This window comes from Frankia sp. BMG5.23, assembly GCF_000685765.2.
In the GTDB taxonomy this organism is placed as follows: domain Bacteria; phylum Actinomycetota; class Actinomycetes; order Frankiales; family Frankiaceae; genus Frankia; species Frankia casuarinae.
The window spans coordinates 70,889-97,062 of sequence record NZ_JDWE01000013.1; the positions used below are offsets into that span (position 1 = coordinate 70,889).

19 protein-coding genes and 1 pseudogene are annotated in these 26,174 nt (G+C 71.5%); 13 read left to right on the forward strand and 7 right to left on the reverse strand.

Annotated features, from left to right (window positions below):
• Positions 1-27: 27 nt before the first annotated feature.
• Complete coding sequence (locus BMG523DRAFT_RS08650; protein WP_011434799.1) at positions 28-456, reverse strand: DUF2795 domain-containing protein; 429 nt, start codon at positions 454-456, stop codon at positions 28-30.
• Between the two features lie 147 nt (positions 457-603).
• On the opposite strand from BMG523DRAFT_RS08650, the gene BMG523DRAFT_RS08655 reads away from it, so the two are divergent.
• The gene (locus tag BMG523DRAFT_RS08655; protein ID WP_235462983.1) at positions 604-1,479 is read left to right on the forward strand and encodes a Rieske (2Fe-2S) protein; all 876 of its coding nucleotides are present in this window, start codon (positions 604-606) and stop codon (positions 1,477-1,479) included.
• A 14-nt stretch (positions 1,480-1,493) separates the two neighbouring features.
• Here the strand turns inward: BMG523DRAFT_RS08655 and BMG523DRAFT_RS08660 are convergent, their stop codons facing one another.
• Positions 1,494-2,369 (reverse strand): metallophosphoesterase, encoded by an 876-nt coding sequence (locus BMG523DRAFT_RS08660; RefSeq protein ID WP_011434797.1) that lies wholly within the window; start codon positions 2,367-2,369, stop codon positions 1,494-1,496.
• Positions 2,366-3,448: a nucleotidyltransferase gene (locus BMG523DRAFT_RS08665; RefSeq protein ID WP_083494772.1), complete on the reverse strand. Its 1,083-nt coding sequence runs from the start codon at positions 3,446-3,448 to the stop codon at positions 2,366-2,368. The genes BMG523DRAFT_RS08660 and BMG523DRAFT_RS08665 overlap by 4 nt, the downstream gene beginning before the upstream one ends.
• Positions 3,449-3,761: 313 nt before the next feature.
• Between BMG523DRAFT_RS08665 and BMG523DRAFT_RS08670 the strand changes: the two genes are divergently transcribed.
• Positions 3,762-4,310 carry a MarR family winged helix-turn-helix transcriptional regulator gene (locus BMG523DRAFT_RS08670; protein ID WP_232235176.1) on the forward strand — a complete coding sequence of 183 codons (549 nt, stop codon included), beginning with the start codon at positions 3,762-3,764 and terminating at the stop codon, positions 4,308-4,310.
• 115 nt (positions 4,311-4,425) lie between these two features.
• Here the strand turns inward: BMG523DRAFT_RS08670 and BMG523DRAFT_RS22865 are convergent.
• A pseudogene (locus BMG523DRAFT_RS22865) lies at positions 4,426-4,638 on the reverse strand (zinc ribbon domain-containing protein); the annotation flags it as partial.
• Between the two features lie 110 nt (positions 4,639-4,748).
• Between BMG523DRAFT_RS22865 and BMG523DRAFT_RS08675 the strand changes: the two are divergent.
• Together BMG523DRAFT_RS08675 and BMG523DRAFT_RS08680 are read left to right on the forward strand one after the other, a co-directional pair.
• The gene (locus BMG523DRAFT_RS08675) at positions 4,749-5,459 is read left to right on the forward strand and encodes an NTP transferase domain-containing protein (RefSeq protein WP_051623802.1); all 711 of its coding nucleotides are present in this window, start codon (positions 4,749-4,751) and stop codon (positions 5,457-5,459) included.
• A gap of 290 nt (positions 5,460-5,749) precedes the next feature.
• The gene (locus BMG523DRAFT_RS08680) at positions 5,750-7,717 is read left to right on the forward strand and encodes a substrate-binding and VWA domain-containing protein (RefSeq protein WP_043590853.1); all 1,968 of its coding nucleotides are present in this window, start codon (positions 5,750-5,752) and stop codon (positions 7,715-7,717) included.
• A gap of 36 nt (positions 7,718-7,753) precedes the next feature.
• Here the strand turns inward: BMG523DRAFT_RS08680 and BMG523DRAFT_RS08685 are convergent, their stop codons facing one another.
• Positions 7,754-8,002, reverse strand: a complete 249-nt coding sequence (locus BMG523DRAFT_RS08685) for a DUF6158 family protein (RefSeq protein ID WP_011434791.1) — start codon at positions 8,000-8,002, stop codon at positions 7,754-7,756.
• Positions 8,003-8,366: 364 nt separating this feature from the next.
• Between BMG523DRAFT_RS08685 and BMG523DRAFT_RS08690 the strand changes: the two genes are divergently transcribed.
• From BMG523DRAFT_RS08690 to BMG523DRAFT_RS08705, 4 genes are all read left to right on the forward strand, one after another.
• Positions 8,367-9,617 (forward strand): sensor histidine kinase, encoded by a 1,251-nt coding sequence (locus BMG523DRAFT_RS08690; RefSeq protein WP_175443354.1) that lies wholly within the window; start codon positions 8,367-8,369, stop codon positions 9,615-9,617.
• The gene (locus BMG523DRAFT_RS08695; RefSeq protein ID WP_011434789.1) at positions 9,614-10,420 is read left to right on the forward strand and encodes a response regulator transcription factor; all 807 of its coding nucleotides are present in this window, start codon (positions 9,614-9,616) and stop codon (positions 10,418-10,420) included. Before BMG523DRAFT_RS08690 ends, BMG523DRAFT_RS08695 begins: the two co-directional genes overlap by 4 nt.
• A gap of 172 nt (positions 10,421-10,592) precedes the next feature.
• Positions 10,593-11,096: a hypothetical protein gene (locus tag BMG523DRAFT_RS08700; RefSeq protein ID WP_235462984.1), complete on the forward strand. Its 504-nt coding sequence runs from the start codon at positions 10,593-10,595 to the stop codon at positions 11,094-11,096.
• A 376-nt stretch (positions 11,097-11,472) separates the two neighbouring features.
• Complete coding sequence (locus tag BMG523DRAFT_RS08705) at positions 11,473-13,803, forward strand: Hsp70 family protein (RefSeq protein ID WP_043590855.1); 2,331 nt, start codon at positions 11,473-11,475, stop codon at positions 13,801-13,803.
• Positions 13,804-13,879: 76 nt separating this feature from the next.
• On the opposite strand, the gene BMG523DRAFT_RS08710 is transcribed toward BMG523DRAFT_RS08705, so the two are convergent.
• Complete coding sequence (locus BMG523DRAFT_RS08710; RefSeq protein ID WP_023840872.1) at positions 13,880-14,407, reverse strand: hypothetical protein; 528 nt, start codon at positions 14,405-14,407, stop codon at positions 13,880-13,882.
• A gap of 388 nt (positions 14,408-14,795) precedes the next feature.
• Here BMG523DRAFT_RS08710 and BMG523DRAFT_RS08715 point away from each other — a divergent pair, with 388 nt between their 5' ends.
• The 4 genes from BMG523DRAFT_RS08715 (at position 14,796) to BMG523DRAFT_RS08735 (ending at position 21,431) form a co-directional block, all read left to right on the forward strand.
• A complete protein-coding gene (locus tag BMG523DRAFT_RS08715; RefSeq protein WP_023840873.1) occupies positions 14,796-15,551 on the forward strand; it encodes a response regulator transcription factor in 756 nt (251 codons plus the stop codon).
• Entirely contained in the window at positions 15,548-17,251 is a 1,704-nt protein-coding gene (locus BMG523DRAFT_RS08720) for a cell wall metabolism sensor histidine kinase WalK (RefSeq protein WP_235462986.1), read from the forward strand. The genes BMG523DRAFT_RS08715 and BMG523DRAFT_RS08720 overlap by 4 nt, the downstream gene beginning before the upstream one ends.
• Before the next feature lie 41 nt (positions 17,252-17,292).
• Complete coding sequence (locus BMG523DRAFT_RS08725) at positions 17,293-19,683, forward strand: glycosyltransferase family 39 protein (RefSeq protein ID WP_043590856.1); 2,391 nt, start codon at positions 17,293-17,295, stop codon at positions 19,681-19,683.
• Positions 19,684-19,973: 290 nt separating this feature from the next.
• On the forward strand, positions 19,974-21,431 hold the full coding sequence (locus tag BMG523DRAFT_RS08735; protein WP_235462988.1) for a bifunctional glycosyltransferase family 2/GtrA family protein: 1,458 nt from the start codon (positions 19,974-19,976) through the stop codon (positions 21,429-21,431).
• Here the strand turns inward: BMG523DRAFT_RS08735 and BMG523DRAFT_RS08740 are convergent.
• On the reverse strand, positions 21,415-24,825 hold the full coding sequence (locus tag BMG523DRAFT_RS08740; protein ID WP_011434782.1) for a pyruvate carboxylase: 3,411 nt from the start codon (positions 24,823-24,825) through the stop codon (positions 21,415-21,417). The genes BMG523DRAFT_RS08735 and BMG523DRAFT_RS08740 overlap by 17 nt on opposite strands.
• 108 nt (positions 24,826-24,933) lie before the next feature.
• Between BMG523DRAFT_RS08740 and BMG523DRAFT_RS08745 the strand changes: the two genes are divergently transcribed.
• Positions 24,934-26,154 (forward strand): saccharopine dehydrogenase NADP-binding domain-containing protein, encoded by a 1,221-nt coding sequence (locus BMG523DRAFT_RS08745; protein ID WP_235462990.1) that lies wholly within the window; start codon positions 24,934-24,936, stop codon positions 26,152-26,154.
• The last annotated feature ends 20 nt before the right edge of the window (positions 26,155-26,174 follow it).

Here is a 26,174-nt window from a genome sequence, read left to right on the forward strand (position 1 = left end):
GGTCATATTATGGATCATCGGACGGATTCAGTGACGCCGTGACTCCACGTGAGGAGGGCCGGGTCGCAGTACCCGCCACAGCGCGCCCAACGAGGTGAACTGGATGTCGGGCGGCGCACCGGCGACCTCGTCAACCACCCGGTCCGGGGCGTGCTGATGACGCAGATGATCCATGATCTCGTCACGGTTGGCGGGGAAGACCGCCCGGCCGAGCCAGCGGGCGAGCTCGGAGCGTTCCTCGACGTCCACCGGCGTCATCCCGGCCGGCACACCGACCCGCGACCCAGCGGCATCCAGGTTCTGCGGGCCACCGGTCGCTTCCTCGGGGAACGGTTCAGCGGAGCGCCATTCCTCCGCCCGCGTGTCCCGCCCGGCCCGCACAAGCCCCTCGACCTCGTGCGCCAAGATGTCGTCGCGCACAGGGCCGTGCTTGGTGCTTCCGCGATCCACTGCCATGTTCTCGTTCCTTTCCGCTGTTTCAGTGGTGCGCGCTGACGGACGAAGCAAACCCGCGATCGGGCCACCCGGCTTCTCCGGTCAGCAGATGTTCACGGCCAGCGATGGGCGGGAACACCGGCATCCATGGTGCGGATACCCCACAACGTGTTGGTCAGACCCGCCGAACGCCTGGAGCGGGCCGAAGCTCTCGACCCGGTGGCAGTGAAGATCCGTGACATGGTCCGCCGCTCCCTGCACGACGGGACCATCCGGGACACCCTGCACGGCGTGCCGCTCGGTCACCCTCTGCATCCGGCGCTCGCTGCGCTCCCCATCGGAACCTGGATCTCCGCGGGAATCGTGGACCTGCTCGCGGGACGTCACGAGGGGTCCGAACGGGCGGCCCGGGTACTGATCGCCACGGGGTTGCTCGCGGCGGTCTCGGCCGCCGCCAGCGGCCTCGCCGACTACTCCGAGCTGCATGAGCGCCAACTGCGGGTCGGGGTGGCGCACGCCGCGACGAACAGTCTGGCGGCCTGCTGCTACGCCGCCTCGCTCGGCATCCGATGGCGTGGCAACGGCCGCCTCGGCCGTCGTCTCGCGCTGCTCGGCCTCGCCACGGCCAGCACGTCGGCCTACCTCGGCGGTCATCTGGCCTACCGGCAGGCGTCGGGAGCCAACCACACCGAGGAGGTACCCCACCTGCTGCCGCCCGGTTGGCATCCGCTCGCCCTTCTGGACGAACTGGCGGACGGCCGACCCGAGGCGCGGCTGTTGCGGGATGTGCCGGTCGTCCTCCTCCGGAAGGGAGACCACGTCGACGTACTGGCCGGCCGGTGCAGCCACCTGTCCGGACCACTGCACAAGGGAGAGATCATCCGAAGGGACGGCTTCACCTGCCTGCGCTGCCCCTGGCACGGCAGCACCTTCCGGGTGACGGACGGCGCGGTGGTGCATGGTCCCGCGACCGCGCCCCAGCCGCGGTTCGATGTGTGGATCTCCGATGGTGAGGTCCGGGTACGGCTGCCTGGGGCGGGATAGCTACCGCGGAATAGCTAACTGGGGCGGGACAGCGTCGAGGGGCTGTCCGCCGCGGAGCGGGGCGTCCCGGCTGCCGGACCGGTTGGCGGGACGGCTGGCGGGACGACGGCCGGGCTGGCGGCGCCAGCCGAGCGCTGTAGGCCCGCGCGGTCCGAGCCCGGGCGCCCGGTGGTGGCCATCTCGCCCACCCCGTAAAGCGCATAGGCTTTCCTGATCACCGGCCGGGCCACGTTACGGACCGGCACCCCACCGGCCGTCATCCCGTGCTCCGAACCGGCATGGGCGTGACCGTGCAGCGCAAGGCAGGCGGCCCCCGCGTCCACCGCCTCGGCAAGGTGGTAGCTGCCGAGAAACGGGAAGATCTCGGTTCGCTCGCCGATGAGCGTGTCCGGTACCGGAGCATAGTGCATCAAAGCCACACGGATTTCGCAATCCAGACTTTCCAGCGCACCGCGCAGCCGGGATCCGGCGTCCTTCGTGTGCCGGATGAACGCCTTCATCAGTGGTTCGCCGAAGTCGCTTCCGCTGGCCCCGGCGAACCCCCCGCCAAATCCCTTGACGCCGGCGATTCCGAGACGGCGGCCGTCGATGTCGAGGACCGTGCCGCCGCCTTCGAGGACGGTCACGCCAGCATCGGCCAGCATTTCGATGATCTCGTTCTCGGCACCGCCGTGGTAGTCGTGATTACCCAGGACGGCGACGACGGGCACCTCGGCGTCCGCCACCTCGGCCGCGACGATCTCGGCCTCGGCCGGCAGCCCCCGCTGGGTGAGATCACCGGCCAGCAGCAGCACGTCCGCCCGACCGGCGAGTCCACGCAGCAGCGGTGCGAAGGTTCCGCGGCTGTCCACGCCCAGGTGGATGTCGCCGACGGCGGCAATTCTGATCATGAGATGGTCTCCACGTTCGGCGGCGCCTCGGTCGGCATCCCCCGATCCGCGATGGTGACCTCGTTACTCACCAGGCGTCCGGGAAGCGCCTCGGCGAGCACATCCGCGACGGCCCGGCGGCGGGCGTCCGTGGCGACCTCGCCCTCGACCAGGATCTGCTGGCCATCCACCACCACCTCCAGCCCGAGCTCGGCCACCCTTGGATCCTCGGCGAGGCGTTCGTGCAGGTCACCGGCAAGATACTCATCGGCCTCGGTGAGGTTCAGTGCCCCGTACCCGGCGGTGTCGGCGATCCGCTTCGCGGTCCCGGCCTGCTCCGCCGCACCCGCTGGCACCGCCCCACCCGCTGGCACCGCCCCACCCGCTGGCACCGCCCCACCCGCTGGCACCGCCCCACCCGCTGGCACCAACGGGCCGTGCGGACGTGAACCCGTGGGGGTGCCCCCGGCCGACGGAGCACCTTCGGTAGACGGAGCACCTTCGGCCGACACTGCACGACCGGCGGCCGGGATCAGGTTGAGCCGGGTGGCCACGAGCAGGGCCGCCTCGGCGAAGGGGGAGGTGGCCGTCGCGCGACGTACCTGATCCCAGTCGACCTGCTCCCGCATCGCTCTGATCATCGGTATCACGCGAGCGAGGTCACAGTACCGTTCCTCCAGGGCCAACAGGGTCATCTCGAACCAGTCGGTGGCATCCAGCACGGGCATGCGCACCGAGTCCACCGACATCTCACTGGACCGCTCCAGCGTTTGCTGGGTCACCGCCCGACCCACCGGATGGTGGATGAGATCGACCAGCACCTCGCCGTCGAACACCTTGGTGAGCCAGTCCTCGGGTGAGTCGACCGGGCGCAGGCCGGCGTTCGCAAGCACCTCGACCGCCCGCGGCACGTCGTCCTCGCGCAGCATGAAATCGACGTCGTGGACCGGCTCGGGGCCGCCCCGGGCCCAGCAGGCGTAGCTGCCCCCGAGAGCGAACGGGATGCCCGCCTCCTTCAGGGTCACAGCCACGCGTTTCAGACTCTCCCGCAGGCCTCTGGGCGCATCCTCCATACCGCTGCCCGTACCCGCGGGAACCATGTGATGCACCTCGCGTACCCCACCGGAGTCGGGCGGCAGGTGGCTGTCGCGATTGCGACACCTCTAAATGACTACCTCGAAGCGGTGACAGGACTACTACAGAAGCATGGCGCCGTCCGGCTATCCGTAGTTATAATTTCACTACATGCCACAAGAGTTACCACTTCGACGCCTGATAGACACCTGAATCTCACGGCTTGACGACACCGAGCGTCGACATGAGCGATGATGACCTTCGCGGCAAACCTGTCGCCCGCCTACTTCGACACCGGATTGGAAGCGAACCCTGAACACGCGCACACGATCCGACCAGTTGGCCAGGGCCCTCGGAGGGGAAACAGCCGCACCGGAGAACTCCGGCGAACGCCTCCCTGAACAACGCGCCACTGGGCCGGCCACCCTGACCTCGCGGCCGGCCGCCCCGGGCGGCCACGGCGTGGTCGACCTGTCCAGCCATCCCGGCCAGCTGGCCCGCCGGCTCCAGCAGGTGACCTATCAGCTCTGGACCACCACCGTCTCGACCGAGACGACACCTCCGCAGTTCGTGGTCCTCAACAGCCTGCTCGCTGATCCCGATATTGATCAGCGCACGCTCGGAGAACGAGCCTCCCTGGATCGGTCGACGGTGGCCGATGTGGTGGCGAGGCTCGTGCAGCGTGGGCTCATCCGCCGGGTCCGTGACCCGCGTGATGGCCGGCGCAACGTCCTGCGGCTGACCAAGCGGGGAGAGTCGACCCACGGTCAGGTGGCGGACCGCATCGACCAGATGAACGACAAGCTGCTGGCGCCGCTGTCCGAGGAGGAACAGACCGCCCTGTTGTCGATGTTGGCCCGCATCGTCGACCAGGATAGGCCCCATTAACACGATGCGGGGTCGCTACGTATCGCCCGAGGTCGATGACGGTCGGCATCTTCGGTATCGCCGCCTCTTGACGTCCTCTCCGCCCTGAAGGGTGGAGATTCCCGCCTGCTACGCCGCTGTTCGCATCCCGGTCGTGGACGACCCCGCAGGCCGGGCACGTCCACGACCGGACGGTCAGTGGTTTCGGCCCGTCCTTCACCCCGCACGCCGAACAGACCTGCGACAACGCAAACCACCGGTCGACCTTCACCACGGTCCGGCCGTACCGGGCGGCCTTGTACTCCAGCATCCCGACGAACCGCGACCAGCCAGCGTGGGACGGCTCCGCCTAGCATGGCCAGGCATCACCGACCAGAAGCAGCCCGATGCCTGTCCAGATCACGAAGGTGAAAATGTGACTTCACGAATCTCTCGTGGGGCATCCACGCCGCGAATCCGGTGAACGTCGCCGGTCTGCTGCTCGCTGCCGGGGCAGGACGGCGGATGGGACGCCCCAAGGCTCTGGTCGAGTTGGGCGGTGTGACGCTGGTCGAGCGGGGTGTCCGCCTGCTCACGGCGGGGGGCTGCCGGCCGGTCGTGGTCGTCACCGGCGCCGCCGCGGACGAGGTGGGCATCGTCGTGCGACGCCTCGCCACCCGCCGGGTCGCCGGGCCGGCGCCCGCGGGCTGGGATGCGCCCGAGATCGGCCTGGAACCCACGGCCGGCCTGATACCGGAGGTTCGCCTGGTATCGGCCGCGCGGTGGACCGAGGGTGTCGGCGCGTCGCTGCGGGCCGGTCTCGCCGCCCTGGTCGGCACCGACACCGACGCCGTGGTTGTCACCCTGGTGGACCAACCTTCCCTCGGCGCGGCGGCGGTGCAACGTCTGATCTCCGCCGCGGCCGACCCGGGGTCGGCCCATCCGGCGATGACCGCCACCTACGGAGGCCGGCCGGCCCATCCCGTCCTGCTACGCCGCTCGGTCTGGCCCGAGGTGGCGGCTCTCGCGCGCGGCGAGGCCGGCGCCCGGGCGTGGCTGCGGGCCCACCCGGGAGAGGTCACCGGCGTGCCCTGCGACGGCACCGGCTCACCCGCCGACGTCAACACCCCCGCCGACCTCGAAACCCCCGCCGACCTCGCCAGCGGCGACACGCACACCCAGCCCGGGTAGAACGCTAAGGACCCATGAGTAGGAACACCGCCGCAACGACGTGAGAAACGGAAGAACAACAGCGAACCCCGGTATTCCAAGAAAGGATGACGCCCAACCGGGCCACCGGCAGTATCGGCGGCACGGGAACCGGCGCGGGGCACCATACCATCACCATCTGAGGCTGGCCGGACACCCGGGGATGGTGTCGGGCGCTGCGCGATGGGCTCGGCGGGAAACGTTACGCAGACCATCGTGCTGGTGGCGGGTCAGGGACGGACACGACGCTCGCTCGCGGAAAGGACGTCTCCGTGTCCGACGCCCGCCATCGATCCCGCCGCAACAGATTTCGTGGTGGCGCGTCCCATCACGGCGCGTCCCGGTATGGCGGGTCCCGGGCCGGTGGCCGCGGCCGTGCCGTCACCGTCGGCCTGGGCATCGTCAGCGGCGCGGCGCTGCTTGTACTGGGCGCGTTGACCGCCACCGGGATCGGGTTCGCGGCCCGCGCCGCCTGGGATGCCGGATCGGCCGGGGAATGCGCGGACGGCGGCGAACGGGCCACCCTGACCATCACCACCGCGCCGGCACTCGCGGCGCCGATCAGCCGGCTCGCCGCCGACTTCGATCGTCAGCGCGCCGGTGCCGAGGGCTCGGCGGGCCCGTGCGTGACCCTCGCCGTGTCGGTGGTCGCCTCCGACCGGGTGCTCGACACGCTGTCCCGGCCGGAGTCGCCGGACTCCCCCGGGCCGCCCGACGTCTGGATCCCGGAGTCGGCCGACTGGCTGGAGCTGGGCCAGGAATCGGACCCGGTCACGGCGAAACTGCCGGCGAAGGCCACGACGATCGCGGGATCGCCCGTCGTCATCGCCATGCCGAGACTCATGGCACAGCGCCTCGGTTGGCCCGAACATCATGTGACCTGGGCCGAACTGGCCGCGGCCGCGGGCGAGGCCGATTTCTGGACCCACCGGGGCGAGCCCCAGTGGGGGGACTTCCGGTTCGCCATGGCCAATCCGGAGCACTCGGCCGCCGCGCTGCGGGCCGTCATCGCAACGGTGGGCGCCGCCCGCGGACTCACCGCGGCCGAGATGACCACCGGCACGTTCGACCAGGATCGCGCGGCCCAGCTCACCGTGCTCCGGCAGGAACGCTCCATCGACTGGCTGCCAGAGTATGACCAGCAACTCTTCGACTCGGTGCGCACCGGCGGCACGGAGAACGGCGCGGCCGGATCCGCTCCCTCGGCCTTCCCGGCTCTGGAGGCCGATGTCATCGCCTACAACCGGTCCCTGACAAGCCAGAACGGTAACCCCCCGGCCACGACGCTGGTGGCGTCCTACCCCTCGGACGGGATGTTCACGGCGACGGTGCCGTACATCGTCCTGAAGAAGACGGCGAGCTCGTCGTCCCGGCGGGCCGCGGCGGACGCCTTCGCCGCGTTCCTGCGCGGGGACGCGGGCCGCGCGGCTCTCAGCGGAGCCGGTTTCCGCACACCCACCGAGCTGGCGGGCCACGATGACCCAGGCGGGCTGGCCGGGACGCTCAACGCGACCGACGGGGTGCGCTCCGTCCCGCCGAAGCTGGCGAGCACGGACGCCTCCGACAGCACGCTCGGCACGGCTCGGCGGTTCTTCCGCCATGCCCGTCAGCGTGGTGCCACCCTCGTGGCGCTCGACAGCTCCGGATCGATGGCCGAACCGGTCCCGGGCACCGACCCGTCAAGAACTCGGCTGCAGGCGGCCGTCGAGACCTCCCTGGCCGGCCTGCGCCTGTTCGCACCCGACAGCCAGGTCGGTCTCTGGCGGTTCTCCGGCGAGCAGGGCGCCCAGGGAGTCCATGGCTACCGGGATCTCGTGCCGATGGCTGCGCTCAACGCACCCGGACGAGGCGGCACCCATCGGGACGAGCTGATCGCCGCGCAGGCCGGGATCGTCCCCGGCGGAGCCACCGATCTGTATGCCACCACGCTCGCGGCCTTCCGCTTCCTGACCCAGCACTACGTCCCCGGCCGGCTCAACCAGGTCGTCATCCTCACCGACGGTCGCGACACGAACCGGGGTGCGGCCGCGCCGAGCCTGGACAGCCTGATCGAACAGCTGCACGCCGAGTACGACCCGAAGCGGCCGGTCGCCATAATCATGATCGCCTACAGCAACGACGCCGACCTCACCGCGCTGTCGCGCATCGCCGCGGCGACCGCAGGACGCTCCTACCTCCGGCCGGACCCGAGCCAGGTGGTCGACATCTACCTCGACGCGCTCACCCGCGTCCGCCCCTGAAGCCACGCGCCCCTGAAACCGCGCCCCTGAAACCGCTCAGACGGGAACTCCGGCGGCACGCCGTCTGCCGGCTCGGGTCCGGCGCGGATCGGGACTCGCGGCGTCCGGGAACCTCCGCAGGTATTCGCGTTCGAGCTCCAGCATCCGTGCGGTGTGGGTCTCGAAGGCGTCCTCGCTCCCCGCGATGAAGGCATCGTGCCGGGTACGATGCAGGTGCCGCAGCTCTCGGACGAGATCGACGTCGGTCAGCTCCTGCGCGGGAATTCCAGCTGGTCGGTGCATCATGCCCTCGGTCTACCCATTCCGGCGGCGCGATTCCCGGCTGGCGGGAGGACCAGCAGGTTCGGCGGGATCGGAACATCCGGCCCCGGGCCGGGCGGTGGTACCGGATCCGGCGCGGGCTCGGGTGGCGTCGGCTCGGGACCGGGCAGAACAGGATCGGGGATCGGCGAGGGCGGCGAGGGCTCGGGTGGCGTCGGGCCGGGACCCGGCGGCGCGACCGTGACGATGACGGGATACGTGGTCTGCATCTGATTGCGGTGCCCGGATGGCCCTCTTCACACACCGGGACGACCAGATGCCCGCTCCTTCTGGTCAGGCGCTGGCAGACGCTGGTCGATCTGTGGCTGGCTCGCTACCGTTGCGCACTATGACCGGGCTGGTTGGATCGGCGGCTTCTTCCTGCGACGTCATCCAACGTACCGAGCAACGCATGTCCCGGATGGTCGGCTACACCCGAGCAGCCTGTGCGACGTTCGTGATCATCCCGCTCTTCGGCTGGGCTCGCCTGCGCCACCCGTGGATCGCCGTGCTGATCGTGGCTGCCGCGGCCGTCGAGGCATCCTGGTTCACCTGGCGGGTCTGGCGGCGGCCGGGCCGGCTGTCCCCCCGGTTGGTCCTGGCGGACGTCGCCTTCTGCGTGGCGCTGATGCTCGTCGGGTCCAGAGCCGCGCAACCCGACGAACGCAACAAGATCATGACTGAGCTCGTGCCGTTCAGCCTCGTCGCACCCGCGGGCATCGGCTTCGGCCTCGGGCTGACGCTGCTCGCGGTCGGTGCGGTGGCCGTCCTGATGGCGGCATGGAGCCTGGCCGTGCTGCCGGATGTCTCCCTCAAGCTCGGTTCGGACCTGCTGGGCTTCGCCCTGTGGTACGTCGTCGCCATGCTCATCGCCCGCGAGCTGCGCGCGCTCTGCGCGGCGACCGCGGCCGCCCAGGACGAGGCCGCGGCGGCCGGGCGGCTCGCGATCGAGCAGGAGAAGGAGGCCGAAAGCCTGCGCCAGCGTGAGATCACCCATCGGGAGATCCACGACTACCTGCTCCCCGTCGTCGATCATGTTGCCGCCGGTGGAGTGCCCTCACCGGCACTCGTCCGGGAGGCCCGGCGCGGGGCACAGCGGGCGCGTCGGATCATCATGGATCCACGCGGGATGGACCCGCGGGCCCTGGCCGTCGACGGCACGGCTTCACCGGACTCCACCCAGAACGGCCTCGAGGAGATGATGTCCGCGGTCGTGGACGCCTTGGCCGACGAGGGGCTCGCCCTGGTGCCCTTCGTGTCGATCAAGGGCGAACCGCCCGCGGAGGTCCGCGAGGCACTGGTGGCCGCGACGAGGGAGGCCCTGCGCAACGTGGTCCGACACTCCGCCAGCACCGACGAGGTCCACCTCTTCGTCGAGGGCGACGCGGATTCGGTGCTGGTGGTCGTCCGGGACAGGGGCGTGGGGTTCGATCCCGGCTCCGTCCGAGCGGGCGGGGGCATGACCGGAAGCTATTCCGCCCTGCGCCGGTATGGCGGGGAGACCCTGGTGACCGCCTGGCCGGGCGATGGGACGAAGGTGACCTTCCGCTGGCCCGCCGCCGAGCCGACCGGAGCCGGCGCGCCCGGGACCGGCCGATGAGCGTCGATCGCCGGCCGGTCTCGGTGGCGATCATCGACGATCATCCGATCGCCACCGAATCGCTGGCCGCCAGGTTCGCCGGCGCGGGGTTCTCCGTGCTGGCGCCGGCCCCGAGCCTGGAGACCTTCGACCGGGACACCACGCCCGGGATCGTGGTGTGCGACCTGCACCTGCCCGGGGTGTCCGGGGCCGCCGCCGTGGCCGACCTGCATCGACGCGGTCTTCGGGTGCTGGCGACCTCCGGGGTTGCGACACCGGACGAGGTCCTCGACGCGGTCGCCGCGCAGGCTCGCGGCTTCGTCGAGAAGACCGCCCCGGCCCAGCAGTTCGTGGCGGCGGTGACCGCCGTCGCCGGGGGTAGCTTCCACGTCTCCGCCCGCCTCGCCGGGTTTCTGCTGGAGGATGCGCACCGGCGACCGCTGTCCCGGGGCGAGATCGGCCCCGGGGAACGGAACCTGCTGCGCGGACTCGCCCAGGGCGACCTCATTGACGAGCTGCGCGGCGAGTGGGGAATGACCGCCGCCGCCGTGCACGACCTGCTCGATCGAATCTTCGACGCCGCCCGCCGACGGCGCCGCCTGCACCGGCCCTCCCCGCGGGAGGCCGAGGTGATGGTCCTCGTCGGTTGCCGGGGTATGTCCCACCGGGAAGCGGCGCGGGCGATGAACGTCAAGGCCAGTGTCGTCGCCGACTATCTGCGCACGGCGAAGGCGAAGTACGTGGCGAGCCATCCCGACGCCCCGGCGACGATCCCGCCCAGCACCGCGGCCGCCCTCTGGGCCCGCGAGCTCGGATTCGGCTGAGCCCCCTCGATTGAGGCCCCTTGATTTCGAGGGATTGCCCTGCGCCGGCTTCGGTCACACCCTCGTCAGGATGGGCGGGGGAGGCGGCGAGGATGAGGGTCATCCGCGGTCCTGTCGTCTCTGGGCGGCCTTCCGCGGGTCGTTCCTGGGACCGGAGGCGCTCCCCGTCGGCATGTGGCGGATCAGATCTCCCGACGTCGCGACGGCCCATCCGGCTGACCAACCGATCCCCGGTGACGGCACGAATCCCGAGGCGGACGGCCGTGAGATCCAGGCGGTGCACCGTGGGCACGCGATCTGGCTGGGTACCCCGGACGCGGATCTGTACCGGCTGGACGACTCGCGGTGGCTGCTGCGCAACAACCGGCGGGCCGCCGCACTCACCCGACGCCTGGTCGCCCGGGCCAGGCCCGTCACGGACGGCACGGCCGGGTCCGCCCACCTGCATCTCGTCACCGGCGATTCGCTCGCGGGCTACCTTCAGATCATCCGGCTCGGACCGGTGGTCGCCCGGCTGCGCACGATCCCGGGCGAGGGGTCCTCGCTACCGCGCACCGTGGCCGTTGATCTCGGCAAGCAGGCCGCCGAGCAGGTAGCCGGGCTGGCGGCAGCCATGGGCGACCTGCGTCGCGCGCCCTGGCGCCCCAGCCGATGGATTACCCGGACGGATCGGTAACGGCCGGGGATCATCCGCTTTCCCCCGATGATTGAGGGATGGTGTCGGCCCATCGGAACTACCAGGATCGAGGGTAGGGACCGCGCCGGTGCGACGGGTTCGGGCCGGATCGTCGGGGGGAGCGAGATGGCTTGGTGCCGAATCGGGGGCGCACCGGCGTGATTCCGCGGACTGTCGGTCGTCGGGGAAGGTCGGCAGTCCGCCTGTTCATACCGGCAAGCGCCGGCCGCCGCTGTCCGCACCGGTGAAAGCCGCCACGGGGGGCAACCGGTCACAAACATTCGGTCCCGGCGTTCGCCCCACTGATGAGGGTGTCGCTGGTGGCTTTGTCGACATCGCTACGATCTGCCCACTGGAAACGTGGACAGGGGGTGCTGTGGGCGAGCCGATCCTCGCCATCGACTACGGCACCTGCAGTGCCTCGGCCGCCTTGGCCGTCGACGGTCGCATCGAACCGGTGAAGGAGCCCGCGAGCGGCTCGGCGAGCTGGCCCGCGTCGGTCTTCGTGGATGGCGGCAGCCTGATCGTCGGCACGCTCGCCGAGCGGCGCAAGCGGATCTGGCCCGCGGCGTACCGCGGCGAGGTCAAGCGCGATCTGGCCCGGGACAGCGCCGTGTCACTCGACGGCCGCAGCTATCCGGCGCACGTGCTGGTGACCGCGGTGCTGTCCGCGCTGAAGGCCGAGGCCGAACAGCAGCTCGGTGGTGCGGCGCTGTCGCGGGCCGTCGTCACGATACCGGCGAGCTACGATCCCGCCGGCCCGCTGCGCCGGACGATGATCGCCGCAGCGGAGGCCGCCGGGTTCGTCGACGTGGACCTGCTCGCCGAGCCGGTCGCGGCGGCCTGGTCGCCGGTGGTCGGCGTCGCGCCCGAGCCCGGCTCGCTCATGCTCGTGTACGACCTGGGCGGCGGGACGTTCGAGGGGGCGCTGGTCGCGGTCGGTGAGGACGGCCGGCACGAGATGCTCTCCCACTCGGCTCTGCACGACTGCGGCGGCCGCGAACTCGACCAGATTCTGTTCGACGAGATCCTGGGGTTGTACGGGCCGGGGCTGGAACCGCTACTGAATCCGCCCGGGATCGGCGAGACGTTCCAGACCACGGCCAACCGGACCCGCCACGAGCTGCTCGACTTCGCCCGGGCAGTGAAACATCAACTCTCCGACATCGCCGTGGTGGAGGATGTTTTCAGCCCGGCCGGCCTGCTGGTCAGCATGCAGCGTGACCGGTTCGCCCAGCTCGCCTCCCCCATCCTGGCCCGCACGATGGCCTGCTGCCAGCACTTGCTGAAGTCCTCCGGTTACGGACCGGACAAGCTGAGTGGGGTGCTCCTCGTCGGTGGCAGCTCCCGGATCCCGGTCGTCACCGACATCCTCGAAGGTCGGCTCGGGGTCGGCACCGACTGGCCGGGGCAGCAGATCTACCTCCCCGCCGATCCCGAGCTCGCCGTGGTGCTCGGCGCCGCCGCCTGGGCAAGCTCGGTCTCCACCCGCCGGACCACCGCGGCGCGCCCGAATCCGGTCCTGCAACCGGCTCGCTGGGACATCCCCGGCGGGCGGGCGACGATGGTGCGCTGGCTCGTCGAGCCCGGGGAGCGCTTCGACGCGAGCGCCGTGCTGGCGCGGGTCCGCCTCACCGACGGTTCCCTGTTCGACCTGGCCGCCGAGGCGCCGGGTAGCCTCATCCACACCCACGCGGCACCCGGCACTCCGGTCCGCGACGCCGACTGGTTGGCGACCACACTTCCGTCCGGGCCGGTGCCGATGGGGTCGGCGGTGCCGGCGGACCTGCGCGGCTTCGAGCGCAGCAGCCGCCCGTCCCACCACGTCGAGGTCACCGCGCGGGCCACCCTCAAGGGACACGAACGCGACGTCACCTCGGCGGCCTTCTCCCCGGACGGCAAGCTGCTCGCCACCACCAGCAAGGACGGCACCCGGCTGTGGGACGTCGCCACCGGCCGAACGTCGGTCACACTCAGCGGACGCAAGAGCCTGGTCGTGCACGGCTGCGCCTTTTCCTCGGACGGCAAGCTGCTCGCCACCACCGGCAGCGACAAGACGGCCCGCATCTGGGACGTTGACGCCGCCCGCCAGACGGTGACCCTGACCGGGCACCGGGGACCCGTGTACGGCTGCGCCTTCTCCCCGGACGGCAGCCTGCTCGCCACGACCAGTACCGACCGCACCGTCCGGCTGTGGGGTTCGTCGACCGGGAAAAACCTTGCCACCCTCAACGGCCATCGCGGCTCGGTCTACGGCTGCGCCTTCTCCCCCGACGGCCGGCTGCTGGTCACCGCCGGCGCGGAGTCCACCCTGCTGTGGGACGTCACGGTTGGCGAGATCATCATGAGCCTGCCGGGGCACACGAACTTCGCCGGCGGATGCGCCTTCTCCCCCGACGGCCGGCTGCTCGCGACGAGCGGCAACGAGGGCACCCGGCTCACCGACGCCTCCAGCGGCACCACCGTGCTCACTCTGCCGGGTTCGGCGCAGAGCTGCGCCTTCTCCCCGGACGGCCACCTGCTGGCGACGGCGAGCACCGACGACACCGCGCAACTGTGGGACGTCGCGACCGGGTCCGCGATCGCCACCCTCACCGGGCACAGCAGCACGGTGATGAGCTGCGCGTTCGCCCCCTACGGCCTCCTGCTCGCCACCACCAGTACCGACATGACCGCTCGGCTCTGGGACATCATCTACACCCCCTGACGCTCCGGCCGTCCCGGCAGGCACAGCCGCCGCCCGGAGATCCCGGAACTCCCGGAGATCCCGGAACTCCCGGAGATCAGGTCGGAAAGACCGCGCCGTCCCGTGGCGGGCACTGCAGGCCGAGGTCGTCCAGCACCGCCTCGGGCGCGACGCCACACCCGACCTCGTAGGTACCGAGCTGGACCAGTTCCCACCCGGAGCCCGTGTGATGCAGTACACCCTCGGCCCGGTCGAGATCGGCCACGGTCGGGCGCAGCTCGGTCAGTGCCCAGCTCGGGTCGCTGGCGGCCAGGGTGGTTCCGGTGACCTCGTAGTTCTGCGGCGGAACATTCGCGGTGAACGAGCTCGTCCGGACCGCCTCGGCAATCGCGTCCGCATCCCCGGCCGACGGCGGGAAGGTGCCGGCGCCGCGAGCCACGGCAGCGACGACGCGGCTGGTTTCCCCGGGAACCGACGCCACTGAGGACGACCTGGAACAGGCAAACGCCGTACCCACGGTCACGACTCCCGCGGTGACCAGAGTTGCGGTGGGCAGTACCACCCGGCGCACGATACGGGGACGGTTACCGCGGACGGCGGACCGAGGACGACTGTGGCGAGCCATGCTGTGCACCTACCCAGTTTGCGCAGGTGAACCCCCTGAAGGGGGATACTCCGACGGTCAACCCGACGACAGATCACATCGTGATCTCGTTGAGATTCACCCATCCCTCACTACTCTCGCCCTCATTGGTCTCACCAAGATAAAATCTTGGCAAAATGTGGTGCAATACTTGATCGAGCGTGGTGTCCATCCCATCCAAGCCGTCGGGCCCGCCACCCCGGGAGAGGCTGCCATTCGAGGGGGTCCCGGTCGTCTCGTCGATGGACATCGCGGCGAGTGGCACGCCTACGATTCCGCGGCCCCGCCGGGCATTCACAGACCCGGCATTCACAGCAGGCTCACAGCAAGACCTCAGGTAACAGCCAGCCAAGGAGGCGAAGCTGACACCATGCAACCGGTGCGGGTCCTCGTGGTGGACGACGAGACAACACTGGCGGAGCTGCTGTCGATGGCGCTGCGCTACGAGGGGTGGGAAGTGCGCAGCGCCGCGGATGGTCGCGGAGCGCTGCGGCTCGCCCGCGACTTCCGGCCGGACGCGGTGGTTCTCGATATCATGCTGCCCGACATGGACGGCTTGGAGGTGCTTCGGCGCCTGCGGGCGGAGAGCCCGGACGTACCGGTGCTGTTTCTGACCGCCCGGGACGCCGTCGAGGACCGGGTGGCGGGGCTCACCGCCGGCGGCGACGACTACGTCACGAAGCCGTTCAGTCTCGAGGAGCTCGTCGCGCGGCTGCGCGGACTGATGCGCCGCGCCGCGCGCACCACCGAGGCGTTGCAGGGCGCCCGGCTCGTCGTCGGCGATCTCACGATGGACGAGGAGAGCCGGGAGGTGCAGCGCGCCGGCCAGCCGGTGCACCTCACCGCCACCGAGTTCGAGCTGCTGCGCTTCTTCATGCGCAACCCACGCCGGGTGCTCAGCAAGGCCCAGATCCTCGACCGGGTCTGGAACTACGACTTCGGCGGCCAGGCGAACGTCGTCGAGCTCTACGTCTCGTACCTGCGCAAGAAGATCGACGCCGGCCGCCCCCCGATGATCCACACGATGCGCGGGGCCGGGTACGTCCTGCGGCCGGCCGATCCGGCGCTGGCACCGAGGACCTCCGCCACCCCGTCATCGAGGGGCACCTCGCCGGGCCCGGCATGAGCTCCCCGGCTCACCGGGTCCGGATCGTGCCGGTCGCGCCCTCGCGCTGGTCACTGCGCACCCGGCTGCTCGCCCTACTGATGCTCCTGCTGGCGACCGTCTCGCTGGTGATCGTGTTCGTCACCGCCGTCGCGCTGCGAGGAGTCCTCGTCGACCAGCTCGACAGGCGGCTGCGGGAGGCCAGCGGGCGATGGGACCGGCCGGAACCCACCTTTCTCCAGAACCTCCCGTCCTTCCCGGCCCTGCCGGCCCTCCCGGCCCCGGCCGCCGCCGACTCCGCTGCCACCGCTGCCGCCGACTCCGCTGCCACCGACTCCGCTGCCACCGCTGCCGCCGACTCCGCTGCCGCCGACCAGCCGTCCAGCCTCAGCCCGCAGCAGCTGCGGGTCCGCCGGTTCTTCCGTGGACCGGTCGATCCGGGAACGCTGGGAGCCGTCGTGGGCGAGGATGGAACCTACGGGGCCTTCATCGATACCGCCGGCGAGGGGAAGGAGCTGACCACCGCCGAGACCGCCGTCGTCGCGGGCATTCCCGCCTACCTGCGGCCGTATACCCGGGCGTTCGGCGATCAGGGTGACTATCGGCTCCTCGCGAGGACCACCCATGACGATATGATCGTCGTCACCGGGCTGCCGATGAAACAGGTGAACGCGACCCTCACCAGGATGACAATGATCGCTGGGGTGGTGGCGCTGGTGGGGGTCGCGGCCGCCGCGATCGCCGGCACGGCGATCGTCCGCGTCACGCTGCGACCGCTGCGGCGGGTCGCAGCGACGGCCTCCCGGGTCGCCGAGCTACCCCTCGACCGGGGTGAGGTGGCCCTGTCGGTGCGGGTGCCGCAGGTAGACACCGACCCGCGCACAGAGGTCGGCCAGGTCGGGGCGGCGCTCAACCGGATGCTCGGCCACATCGGTGCCGCGCTGGCCGCCCGCCACGCGAGCGAGATGCGGATGCGCCAGTTCCTCGCCGACGTCAGCCACGAACTGCGCACTCCGCTCGCGGCGATCAGCGGGTACGCCGAGCTGACCCGCCGGACCCGCGAGCACGTCCCCGCGGACGTCACCTACGCGATGAGCCGGGTCGAGTCCGAAAGCGCGCGGATGACGGCGCTGGTCTCCGACCTGCTGCTGCTCGCCCGGCTCGACTCCGGTCGGGACCTGGTCCGGGAACCGGTGGACGTCTCCCGGCTGATCGTCAACGCGGTCAACGACGCGCACGTGGCTGCCCCGGGCCACCGCTTCGCTCTCGACCTGCCCGAGGAGCCGGTCACGGTCACCGGGGACCCGGCCCGCCTGCACCAGGTTCTCGCGAACCTGCTGGCCAACGCCCGCACCCACACGCCGCCTGGCACCCAGGTCACGGCGAGCCTGACCGTGAGCGGCCCCACGGCGATCCTCGCGGTCGTGGACGACGGCCCGGGCATCCCTCCGGATCTGCTCCCCGAGGTCTTCCAACGCTTCGCGCGCGGCGACAGCTCGCGGTCCCGCGCCGCCGGTAGCACCGGGCTGGGGCTCGCCATCGTCGCCGCCGTCGTCGAGGCACATCACGGGCACGTGCGGGCCACGAGCGAGCCGGGACGCACCGCCTTCATGGTCGAGCTGCCCCGATGCCTCCCCCCCTCGGAGACGGTCCCGTCCGAGCCTGCCCGCCTGACCGGCCCGACGCACCCCGACCGAGCTTCACAGCCTGCGCACAGGTAGATCACAAGAAGCCGAAAGGTCCGCGGTCGACAGTGATCCCCATGTCGCCCATACTCACCGACCCGGTGCCCCTCTCCGGAGGCGGTCGGGCCCCTGGACATCGGCGGCGCATGCCGTGGACCAGGGACCAGCCCCACCACGTGCCCTCCCCCGACGCCCCCACCGAGACCGGGCTCCCGGTCGGCGGCTCCGGTGGCCTCGTATCCGCCGAAGACGTATCCGCCGAGGACGCCCGCTGGGTCCGACCTGCACTGGTCACCCTGCTGGTGGGCACGGGTGTGCTCTACCTGTGGGGCCTCGGCGCGTCGGGGTGGGCGAACGCGTTCTACTCGGCCGCGGTCCAGGCCGGCTCGGTGAGCTGGAAGGCGTTCTTCTACGGTTCCTCGGACGCCGCCAACTCAATCACGGTCGACAAGCCGCCGGCCTCCCTGTGGGTCATGGCGCTGTCCGTCCGGATCTTCGGCCTCAGCGCCTGGAGCATCCTCGTGCCCCAGGCGCTGATGGGTGTCGCCACCGTCGGCCTGCTTTACCAGACCGTGCGGCGGCAGTTCTCCGCCGGTGCGGGCCTGCTCGCCGGCGCGGTGCTGGCCCTGACCCCGGTCGCGGCCCTGATGTTCCGGTTCAACAACCCGGACGCCCTGCTCGTGCTGCTCCTGGTCGCCGCGGCCTACGCGACGTTGCGGGCGATCGAGCAGGCGAGCACCCGCTGGCTGGTGTTCGCCGGGGTCCTGGTCAGCTTCGCCTTCCTGACGAAGCTGCTGCAGGCACTGCTCGTCGTCCCCGTCTTCGCGCTGGTGTACCTGGTGACCGCGCCGACCTCGTTCTGGCGGCGCGTCCGGCAGACCCTGGCCGCGGGGCTCGGACTGCTGATCCCCGCCGGCCTCTTCATCGCGATCGTGGAGCTCGTTCCGGCGTCCTCCCGCCCCTACATCGGGGGTTCACAGCACAACAGCCTGCTGGAGCTCACCCTCGGCTACAACGGACTCGGCCGACTTACCGGCAACGAGACCGGCAGCGTTGGCGGTGGCCGGGGCGGCCGGATGGGCGGCCTGCCGGAATCCATCGGGAACGGCGCGGCAGGCGCCGCTCCCGGCGGCGGCACGGTCATCTTCGGCCCCGGGGGTCCGGGCGGCCGCGGGGGCGGCATGTGGGGCCAGGCCGGTTGGACCCGCATGTTCGGCTCGGAAGTCGGCGGTCAGATCTCCTGGCTGCTCCCGACGGCACTGATCCTGCTCGTCGCCGGCCTGTGGATCACCCGGCGCGCCCCGCGGACGAACCGCGCCCGCGCCGCCTTCCTTCTCTGGGGCGGCTGGCTGCTCGTCACCGGCATCGTCTTCAGCCAGATGAAGGGCATCTTCCACGCCTACTACACGGTGGCGCTCGCCCCGGCGGTCGGTGCCCTGGTGGGGATGGGCTGCGCGCTGCTCTGGCGTCATCGCCGGCATCCCGCCGCCGCCGTGGTCTCGGCTGCCACGATGGCCGCCACCGCCGCCTGGTGCTACACCCTGTTGAACCGCACCCCCCAGTGGCATCCATGGATCCGGTACGCCGTGCTCGTCGCCGGGATCATCGCGGCGCTCGGGTTCCTCGCGGCCATCCGACTGCCGCGGCGGGCCGCGCTCGGTGTCGCCACCGTGGCGCTGGTCGCCGGGCTCCTCGGACCCGGCTCGTATGCCATCGCCACCGCGGCGACCCCGCACACCGGCTCGATCCCGGCGGCGGGTCCCGCCGGCGCCGGCTTCGGCGGGCCGGGTGGCGGCCGCTTCTTCCGCATGGGCCAGGGCGGCCTACAGGCCGGCCGTCAGCGGGGCTTCCCGCCGCGGGGGATGGGCCGCGGGGCACAGGGCGGCCCACAGGGTGGTGGAATCTTCCCCGGCGGGGCCTTCCCCGGCGGTGGGCAGCAGATGCCCGGCGGCCAGGGCGGCATGCCCGGCCAGGCCGGTGGTGGTGCCGGGACCGGAACCACCACGCCGGGGAACGGGATCCTCGGCGGGCGGGAGAGCCGGGGCGGTGGCCCAGGCGGTCTACTCAGCGCCGTCACTCCCAGCAACACGATCGTGAAGCTGCTCAGGCAGAACGCGGACTCCTACACCTGGGTCGCCGCCGCGGTCGGTTCGAACAGCGCGGCCGGATACCAGCTCGCGACCCAGGACCCGGTCATGCCGGTCGGCGGGTTCAACGGGAGCGACCCCTCGCCCACCCTGGCGCAGTTCAAGCAGTACGTCGCCGAAGGAAAGATCCACTACTTCATCGGCGGCGGCGGCGGCTTCGGTCAGGCCAACGGCGGTAGCTCGTCCTCACGGGAGATCTCCAGCTGGGTGACGGAGAACTTCACCTCGAAGACGGTCGACGGCGTGACCCTCTACGACCTGACCGCACCGAAGACCGGCGCCACCACCGGCTCCACGACGGGCACCGGCGTCACTGCCTGACGCTGCGGTGGCCTGACGCGGACGGGCGTCCAGCCCGTGGGCCACGGGTGAACGCGACGCCCACCAGGATGCCGCGATCGCCGTCGCGATCCTCCTGGTGGGCGTCACCGCGTTGGCGCGATGCCTCACCGACGCGATGCCTCACAGTTATGGTTCCAATCCGCTCCGCACCACAACCACAACCACCGAGACGGTCCTCAGCCCGGCCGGCGCTCACAGCAGGCGCACAGCATCGGCACACGAGCGGCACAGCTCCCGAACCGAGGGTGGAGAGCATGACGATGACACGGATGCCTTCCTCGACGACCGTGATCTCCGGGACGACCGAGACCTCCGGGACGACCGTGATCTCCGGGATGACCGTGATGACCGGGACCTTCGAGACGACCGGGAGCACCGGAGAGAGCATTCCCGTTCAACATCATCAGCCCGGGTGGCTCGGGCCGGACGGCGGCCGTCCGCGCCCGGTGCTGGACGTCGTCATCCCCGTGTACAACGAGGAGAACGACCTCGCCCCCTGCGTCCGACGGCTGTACGCCCACCTGACCGGGACGTTCCCGTACCCCTTTCAGATCACGATCGCCGACAACGCCAGCACCGACGGCACCCTGGCCATCGCCCAGGCGTTGGAGAAGGAGCTCCCCGAGGTCGCCGCGATCCACCTCGAGGCCAAGGGCCGCGGCCGGGCACTGCGGGCGGCCTGGGGCCTCTCGCCCGCACCGGTGCTCGCCTACATGGACGTCGACCTGTCGACCGACCTCGCCGCGCTGCTGCCCCTGGTGGCTCCGCTCATCAGCGGCCACTCGGATCTCGCTATCGGCACCCGGCTCTCCCCCGCCTCCCGGGTCGTGCGGGGACCGCGCCGGGAGGTGATCTCCCGCTGCTACAACCTGATCCTCCGCAGGACCCTGGCGGCCCGGTTCTCCGACGCGCAGTGCGGCTTCAAGGCGATCCGCGCCGACGCCGCGGCGGGCCTGCTACCCCTGGTGGAGGATAGCGGCTGGTTCTTCGACACCGAACTGCTCGTCCTGGCCGAACGGGCCGGGATGCGCATCCACGAGGTCCCGGTCGACTGGATCGATGATCCGGACAGCCGCGTCGACGTCCTCGCCACGGCCATCGCCGACCTGAAGGGTGTGGTCCGCCTCTTGCGGGCGTTCGGCAGCGGAAAGCTGCCGCTCGCCAAGCTGCACCAGGAGTTCGGCCGAGGTCCGCTCACCGCCGGCCACGCCGAGGAGGGCAAGGTCGTCGAGGTCCCGGGGGTACCGAAGGGACTCGCCGGTCAGCTCCTGCGATTCGCCGCGATCGGGGTCGCCAGCACGCTGTCCTATCTGGTGCTCTTCGTCCTGCTGCGGACAGTCACCGGGGCGCAGATCGCGAACCTGCTGTCGCTGCTTCTCACGGCGGTCGCGAACACCGCGGCGAACCGGCGGCTGACCTTCGGTCTCACCGGTCCGCGGCGCGCCGGTCGCCACCATCTGCAGGGCCTGGTGGTGTTCGCCGTCGGCCTCGGCCTGACCAGCGGTTCGCTCGCGCTCCTGCACGCGGCGAGCACGAACCCCGGCCGCGGCCTCGAACTCTCCGTGCTGGTGCTGGCGAACCTGGCCTCCACGGTCATCCGGTTCCTTCTGCTACGCGCCTGGGTTTTCCGCCCGGACCGGGAGGCGAGGAACGTGGCCGGGATGCCCCCGGCCACGACACCCCCGCGGAGGCGGGCCCCGACCGGCGAGATCAGGAACGCAGAGTAAGCAGCAGGTCGCCGACCTCGACGGAGTCGCCGCTGGAGCGGACGAGCTCCACGACGGTCCCGCCCACCGGGCTGGTCACCGCGGCCTCCATCTTCATCGCCTCCACCACCGCCAGCCGCTGGCCCTTCGTCACCGTGTCGCCCACCGCGACGCTGAACGTGACGATGCCCGGCAGCCCGGCGCCCACCTGGTTCGGATCGGCGGCGTCCGCCCGACGGGCCGCCGTGGTGGTGGCCGTGATGGACGCGTCCCGGACCCGCACCGGCCGGGGCTGGCCGTTGACCCGCAGGTACAGGGTGCGCATCGCGGAGTCGTCCGGTTCGGAGAGCGTCTCCAGCTCCACGATGATCTCTACCCCGGGCTCCAGGGTGACGGTGAGCGGAACGCCAGGCCGCAGCCCGTACAAAAAGCCGTCGGTCGGGACCACGGAGGAGTCCCCGTAGGCGTCCACCGCCCGCAGATAGTCCTTCCACGGGCCGGGGAAGAGCAGCCTGGACAGGGCCACCCGCCGGGCCCCCGGGAAGGAGAGCTCGTCGGCGTCCGCCGCGTCGAGGTCGACGGACGGCGGCGACGGACGGCGCCCGGCCAGCGCCCGTTCCCGGAACGGTTCGGCGAAGCCTGCCGGCGGCGTGCCGAGTTCACCCGCGAGGTAGCCGAGCACGCTGGCCGGCAGGTCGAACTCCTCGGGATGCGCACGCAACCGGTCCACGTCGACGGATCCGCCGGCGATGAACAGAGCCAGGTCACCGACGACCTTGCTGGTCGGCGTCACCTTGATGGGCTTGCCGAGCAGCTCGTTGGCGATCGCGTAGCACTCGGTGACCTCGGCCCACCGGTCCCCCAGTCCCAGCGCGATCGCCTGCTGACGCAGGTTCGTCAGCTGGCCGCCGGGAATCTCGTGCCGGTACACGGCCCCGGTCGGGGCCCGCAGCCCCGCCTCGAACGGGGCGTAGAGGTCGCGCACAGCCTCCCAGTACGGCTCCATCGCGGACAGCGCGGACAGCGCGATGCCGGTCGCCCGGGGAGTGTGGTCGGTCGCCGCCACCAGCGCGGACATGTTGACCTGGCTGGTGCCGCCGGACATCGGCGCGGCGGCGGCGTCCACCGCGTCCACCCCGGCCGCGGACGCCGCGAGCAGGGTGGCGAGCTGGCCGCCCGCGGTGTCGTGGGTATGCAGGTGGACGGGCCGGTCGAAACGCTCCCGCAGGGCCGTCACCAGCGTGGCCGCCGCCGCCGGGCGCAGCAGTCCCGCCATGTCCTTCACGGCAAGCACATGCACACCCGTCTCGACGAGCTCTTCGGCGAGGCGCAGGTAGTAGTCGAGGGTGTAGATCCGCTCCGCCGGGTCGGAGAGGTCACCGGTGTAGCAGAGCGTCCCTTCGGCGATCGCCCCGGTACCGAGCACCGCCTCGATCGCCGGGCGCATCTGCTCGATGTCGTTCAGCGCATCGAAGATCCGGAAGATGTCGACGCCGGTCGCCGCGGCCTCGGCGACGAACGCCCGGACGACGTCGTCCGGGTAGGGGGTGTACCCGACCGCGTTGCGCCCCCGCAGCAGCATCTGCAGGCAGATGTTCGGCGCGGCCTGGCGCAGCGCGGCGAGCCGCTCCCACGGATCCTCCGCGAGAAAGCGCAGCGCGACATCGTAGGTCGCCCCGCCCCAGGCCTCCAGGCTCAGCAGGTTCGGCGTCAGCGCGGCGTACGACGGGGCGGCCGCCAGGATGTCGAAGCTGCGCAGCCTCGTGGCCAGCAGCGACTGGTGGGCGTCACGCAGGGTGGTGTCGGTGACGGCCAGCGCCTCCTGGGCGCGCAGCCACGCCGCCCAGCCCGCCGGCCCGAGCTCCGTCAGCAGCTGCCGGGATCCCGCCGGCGGCTGCGTGCCGCCGGACGCCGTGCCGCCGGACGCCGCCACCTGCGCGGGCGCGGGCGGCAGCAACTCCCGGGGGTCGGTCAGGGCGACCGCCGGGCGCGGGAATCCGTTCACCGTGCTCTCGGCGAGGCGAGCCAGCAGCCGGCTGGTCGGGTCCGCCCCCTTGCCGGGAGCGAGCAGCTCCGGCCGTTCATCGATGAACGACGTGCTCACCCCGCCGGCGAGGAAGCCGGGGTCAGCGAGGAGCCGCACCAGGAAGTCGATGTTCGTGCGCACCCCGCGGACCCGGAACTCGTTCAGCGCCCGCCGGGCGCGCCGCGCCGCCTTCTCCAGCGTGTTACCCCGGGTCGTCAGCTTCACCAGCAACGAGTCGAAGTACGGGCTGACTTCGGCCCCCGGGTACGTGGCGCCGTCGAGGCGCACCCCCGGACCGCCGGGTGACTGGTAGAAGCTGATCGTCCCGATGTCGGGCCGGAAGCCATCCGAGGGATCCTCGGTGGTGACCCGGCACTGGATGGCGGTGCTGCGCAGGACGATCTGCTCCTGGGTGAGGTTGAGGCCGGCCAGGCTCTCCCCATCAGCGATCCGCAGCTGCGCCGCGACCAGATCAACCCCGGTGACCTCCTCGGTGACCGTGTGCTCGACCTGGATCCGGGGATTCATCTCCATGAACGTGTACCGGTCGTCGGCGCCGAGAAGAAACTCGACCGTGCCCGCATTGACATAGCCGACATGCCGGGCGAACCGCACCGCGTCGGCGCAGATGCTCGCCCGGACCGCCTCGTCGAGCTGCGGCGCCGGGGCGATCTCCACGACCTTCTGGTGCCGGCGCTGCACCGAGCAGTCCCGCTCGTACAGATGGATGATGTTGCCGTAGGCGTCGGCCAGGATCTGGACCTCGATGTGGCGCGGCCGGTCCACCGCCTGCTCCAGGAAGATCGTGCCGTCCCCGAAGGCGGCGGCGGCCTCCCGGGACGCGCTCGCCACCGCGTCGGCGAGGTCGGCGGGGCGTTCCACCCGCCGCAGGCCGCGCCCCCCACCACCGGCGGAGGCCTTGACGAACAGCGGGAAGCCGACCTCCTCGGCGGCGGCGAGCGCCCCGGCGCCCTCCGGCAGCGGCACCGAGGCGCGCAGCACCGGCAGCCCGGCGGCCAGCGCGGCGTCCCGGGCGGCGACCTTGTCTCCGGTCAGCCGCAGGACCGCCGGGGGCGGTCCGACGAAGGTGACGCCGGCGGTGGCGCACGCATCGGCGAGCACCGCCGACTCCGACAGGAAGCCGTAGCCGGGGTGCAGCGCGTCGGCCTCCGCCTGCTTGGCCACGGTGAGCAGGGCATCGATGTCCAGGTATCCGCGCACCGGGTGCCCGGGGCCACCGATCTCGTAGGCCTCGGACGCCTTTGTCCGGTGCAGCGCGGAAACGTCTTCGGGCGTGTAGACCGCCACCGTGCGCAGGCCCAGTTCCTGAGCGGCTCGGAAAACACGGACGGCGATCTCGCTACGATTTGCAACCAGTACCTTACGCACACGCGCCTCCTCGGACGGGTGCGCATCATTGTGGGGTGTGCAGGCCCCTACGTGCCAAAGTAACGTCTCAAGGGCCACCTTCGACAGATGGGCATAACGTCGGGACCCATGACGGCCCGTATCGTAGTGTTCGGCGCGACCGGTTACACCGGCCGGCTGGTGACCGCGGAACTCGTGGCTGCCGGGCACCGACCTGTCCTCGCCGGCCGCACGGAGACCAGGGTCCGTGCCCTCGCCGCCGCCTACGACGGCCTGGAGACCACCGTGGCTGACGCGGCCGACGTGGTTGACGCGGCCGACGTGGTTGACGCGGCCGACGTGGTTGACGCGGCCGACGTGGTTGACGCGGCCGACGTGGTTGACGCGGCCGACGGCGCGTCGCTGGCCCGCCTGCTCGGGCTCGGCACCGGGGACGTGCTCGTCTCCACGGTGGGCCCGTTCCGCCGGTTCGGGCGACCGGTCGTGGCGGCGGCGGCCGCGGTCGGCGCGCACTACCTGGACTGTTCCGGGGAGGGCGCGTTCCTGCGGCACGTCTTCACCGAGGTCGGCCCGCGAGCGGCGGCGTCCGGGGCGGCGTTGATCCCCGGCGCCGGCTTCGACTTCGTCCCCGGCAACCTCGCCGGAGCACTGGCCCTGCAGGCGGCCGGCGGCGAAGCCCGCCGCCTCGACGTCGGCTACCTCGTCATGGGCGCTCTCGGGATGAGCAGCGGAACGCGGGCGACCCTGCTGGCCGCGCTGACCGAGCCCGTCATCGTGCTGCGCGGCGGCGTCCTGGTCGAGCGCCCGCTCGCCCGCGAGGTGCGGTCCTTCCGGTCGTCCGGCAAGGTCACCGGCGGGTCGGGCGGCAGGCGGGGACACCCGGCGGTGCTGTGGTCGGGAGGGGAGCCGTTCACCCTGCCCCGGCTCGCACCGGCGCTGACCGACGTCGCGACGTACATCGGCGGCGTCGACCGCGGCATCCGCGTGGGGCAGGCACTGTCGTTCCCCCTGTCCGGGCTGCGTCGTTTCCCGCCGAGCCGGGCGCTGCTGGCCGCCGCCGCCCGGTCCGCCCTGCGGACGACCGGCCGCGGACCGGACCGGGCGGCGCGGGCCCGCGCCGGGGCGCAGGTGTTCGCGCTCGCCCGGGACGCCGCCGGCCGGGAACTCGCCACCGTGCGGCTGGAAGGTCGCGACCCCTATGCCTTCACCGCTCGGATCATGGCATGGATGGCGGGACATCTCGCCGCGGGCACCGTCGCCCGCGCCGGCGCGCTTGGCCCGGTCGACGCCTTCGGCGTCGAGGACCTGGAGCGGGCCGCCGCCGCGGCCGGACTGCGCCGGGTGGGCTGATACCCGGTCAGCACCGCCGG

Excerpts from the sequence above, each read along its gene's own strand:
- BMG523DRAFT_RS08650 (WP_011434799.1), bottom strand. The coding sequence starts at position 456 with ATGGCAGTGGATCGCGGAAGCACCAAGCACGGCCCTGTGCGCGACGAC.
- BMG523DRAFT_RS08660 (WP_011434797.1), bottom strand. The coding sequence starts at position 2,369 with ATGATCAGAATTGCCGCCGTCGGCGACATCCACCTGGGCGTGGACAGC.
- BMG523DRAFT_RS08665 (WP_083494772.1), bottom strand. The coding sequence starts at position 3,448 with ATGGTTCCCGCGGGTACGGGCAGCGGTATGGAGGATGCGCCCAGAGGC.
- BMG523DRAFT_RS08685 (WP_011434791.1), bottom strand. The coding sequence starts at position 8,002 with ATGATGCACCGACCAGCTGGAATTCCCGCGCAGGAGCTGACCGACGTC.
- BMG523DRAFT_RS08690 (WP_175443354.1), top strand. The coding sequence starts at position 8,367 with ATGACCGGGCTGGTTGGATCGGCGGCTTCTTCCTGCGACGTCATCCAA.
- BMG523DRAFT_RS08695 (WP_011434789.1), top strand. The coding sequence starts at position 9,614 with ATGAGCGTCGATCGCCGGCCGGTCTCGGTGGCGATCATCGACGATCAT.
- BMG523DRAFT_RS08700 (WP_235462984.1), top strand. The coding sequence starts at position 10,593 with ATGTGGCGGATCAGATCTCCCGACGTCGCGACGGCCCATCCGGCTGAC.
- BMG523DRAFT_RS08710 (WP_023840872.1), bottom strand. The coding sequence starts at position 14,407 with ATGGCTCGCCACAGTCGTCCTCGGTCCGCCGTCCGCGGTAACCGTCCC.
- BMG523DRAFT_RS08715 (WP_023840873.1), top strand. The coding sequence starts at position 14,796 with ATGCAACCGGTGCGGGTCCTCGTGGTGGACGACGAGACAACACTGGCG.
- BMG523DRAFT_RS08720 (WP_235462986.1), top strand. The coding sequence starts at position 15,548 with ATGAGCTCCCCGGCTCACCGGGTCCGGATCGTGCCGGTCGCGCCCTCG.
- BMG523DRAFT_RS08725 (WP_043590856.1), top strand. The coding sequence starts at position 17,293 with ATGTCGCCCATACTCACCGACCCGGTGCCCCTCTCCGGAGGCGGTCGG.
- BMG523DRAFT_RS08735 (WP_235462988.1), top strand. The coding sequence starts at position 19,974 with ATGCCTTCCTCGACGACCGTGATCTCCGGGACGACCGAGACCTCCGGG.
- BMG523DRAFT_RS08745 (WP_235462990.1), top strand. The coding sequence starts at position 24,934 with ATGACGGCCCGTATCGTAGTGTTCGGCGCGACCGGTTACACCGGCCGG.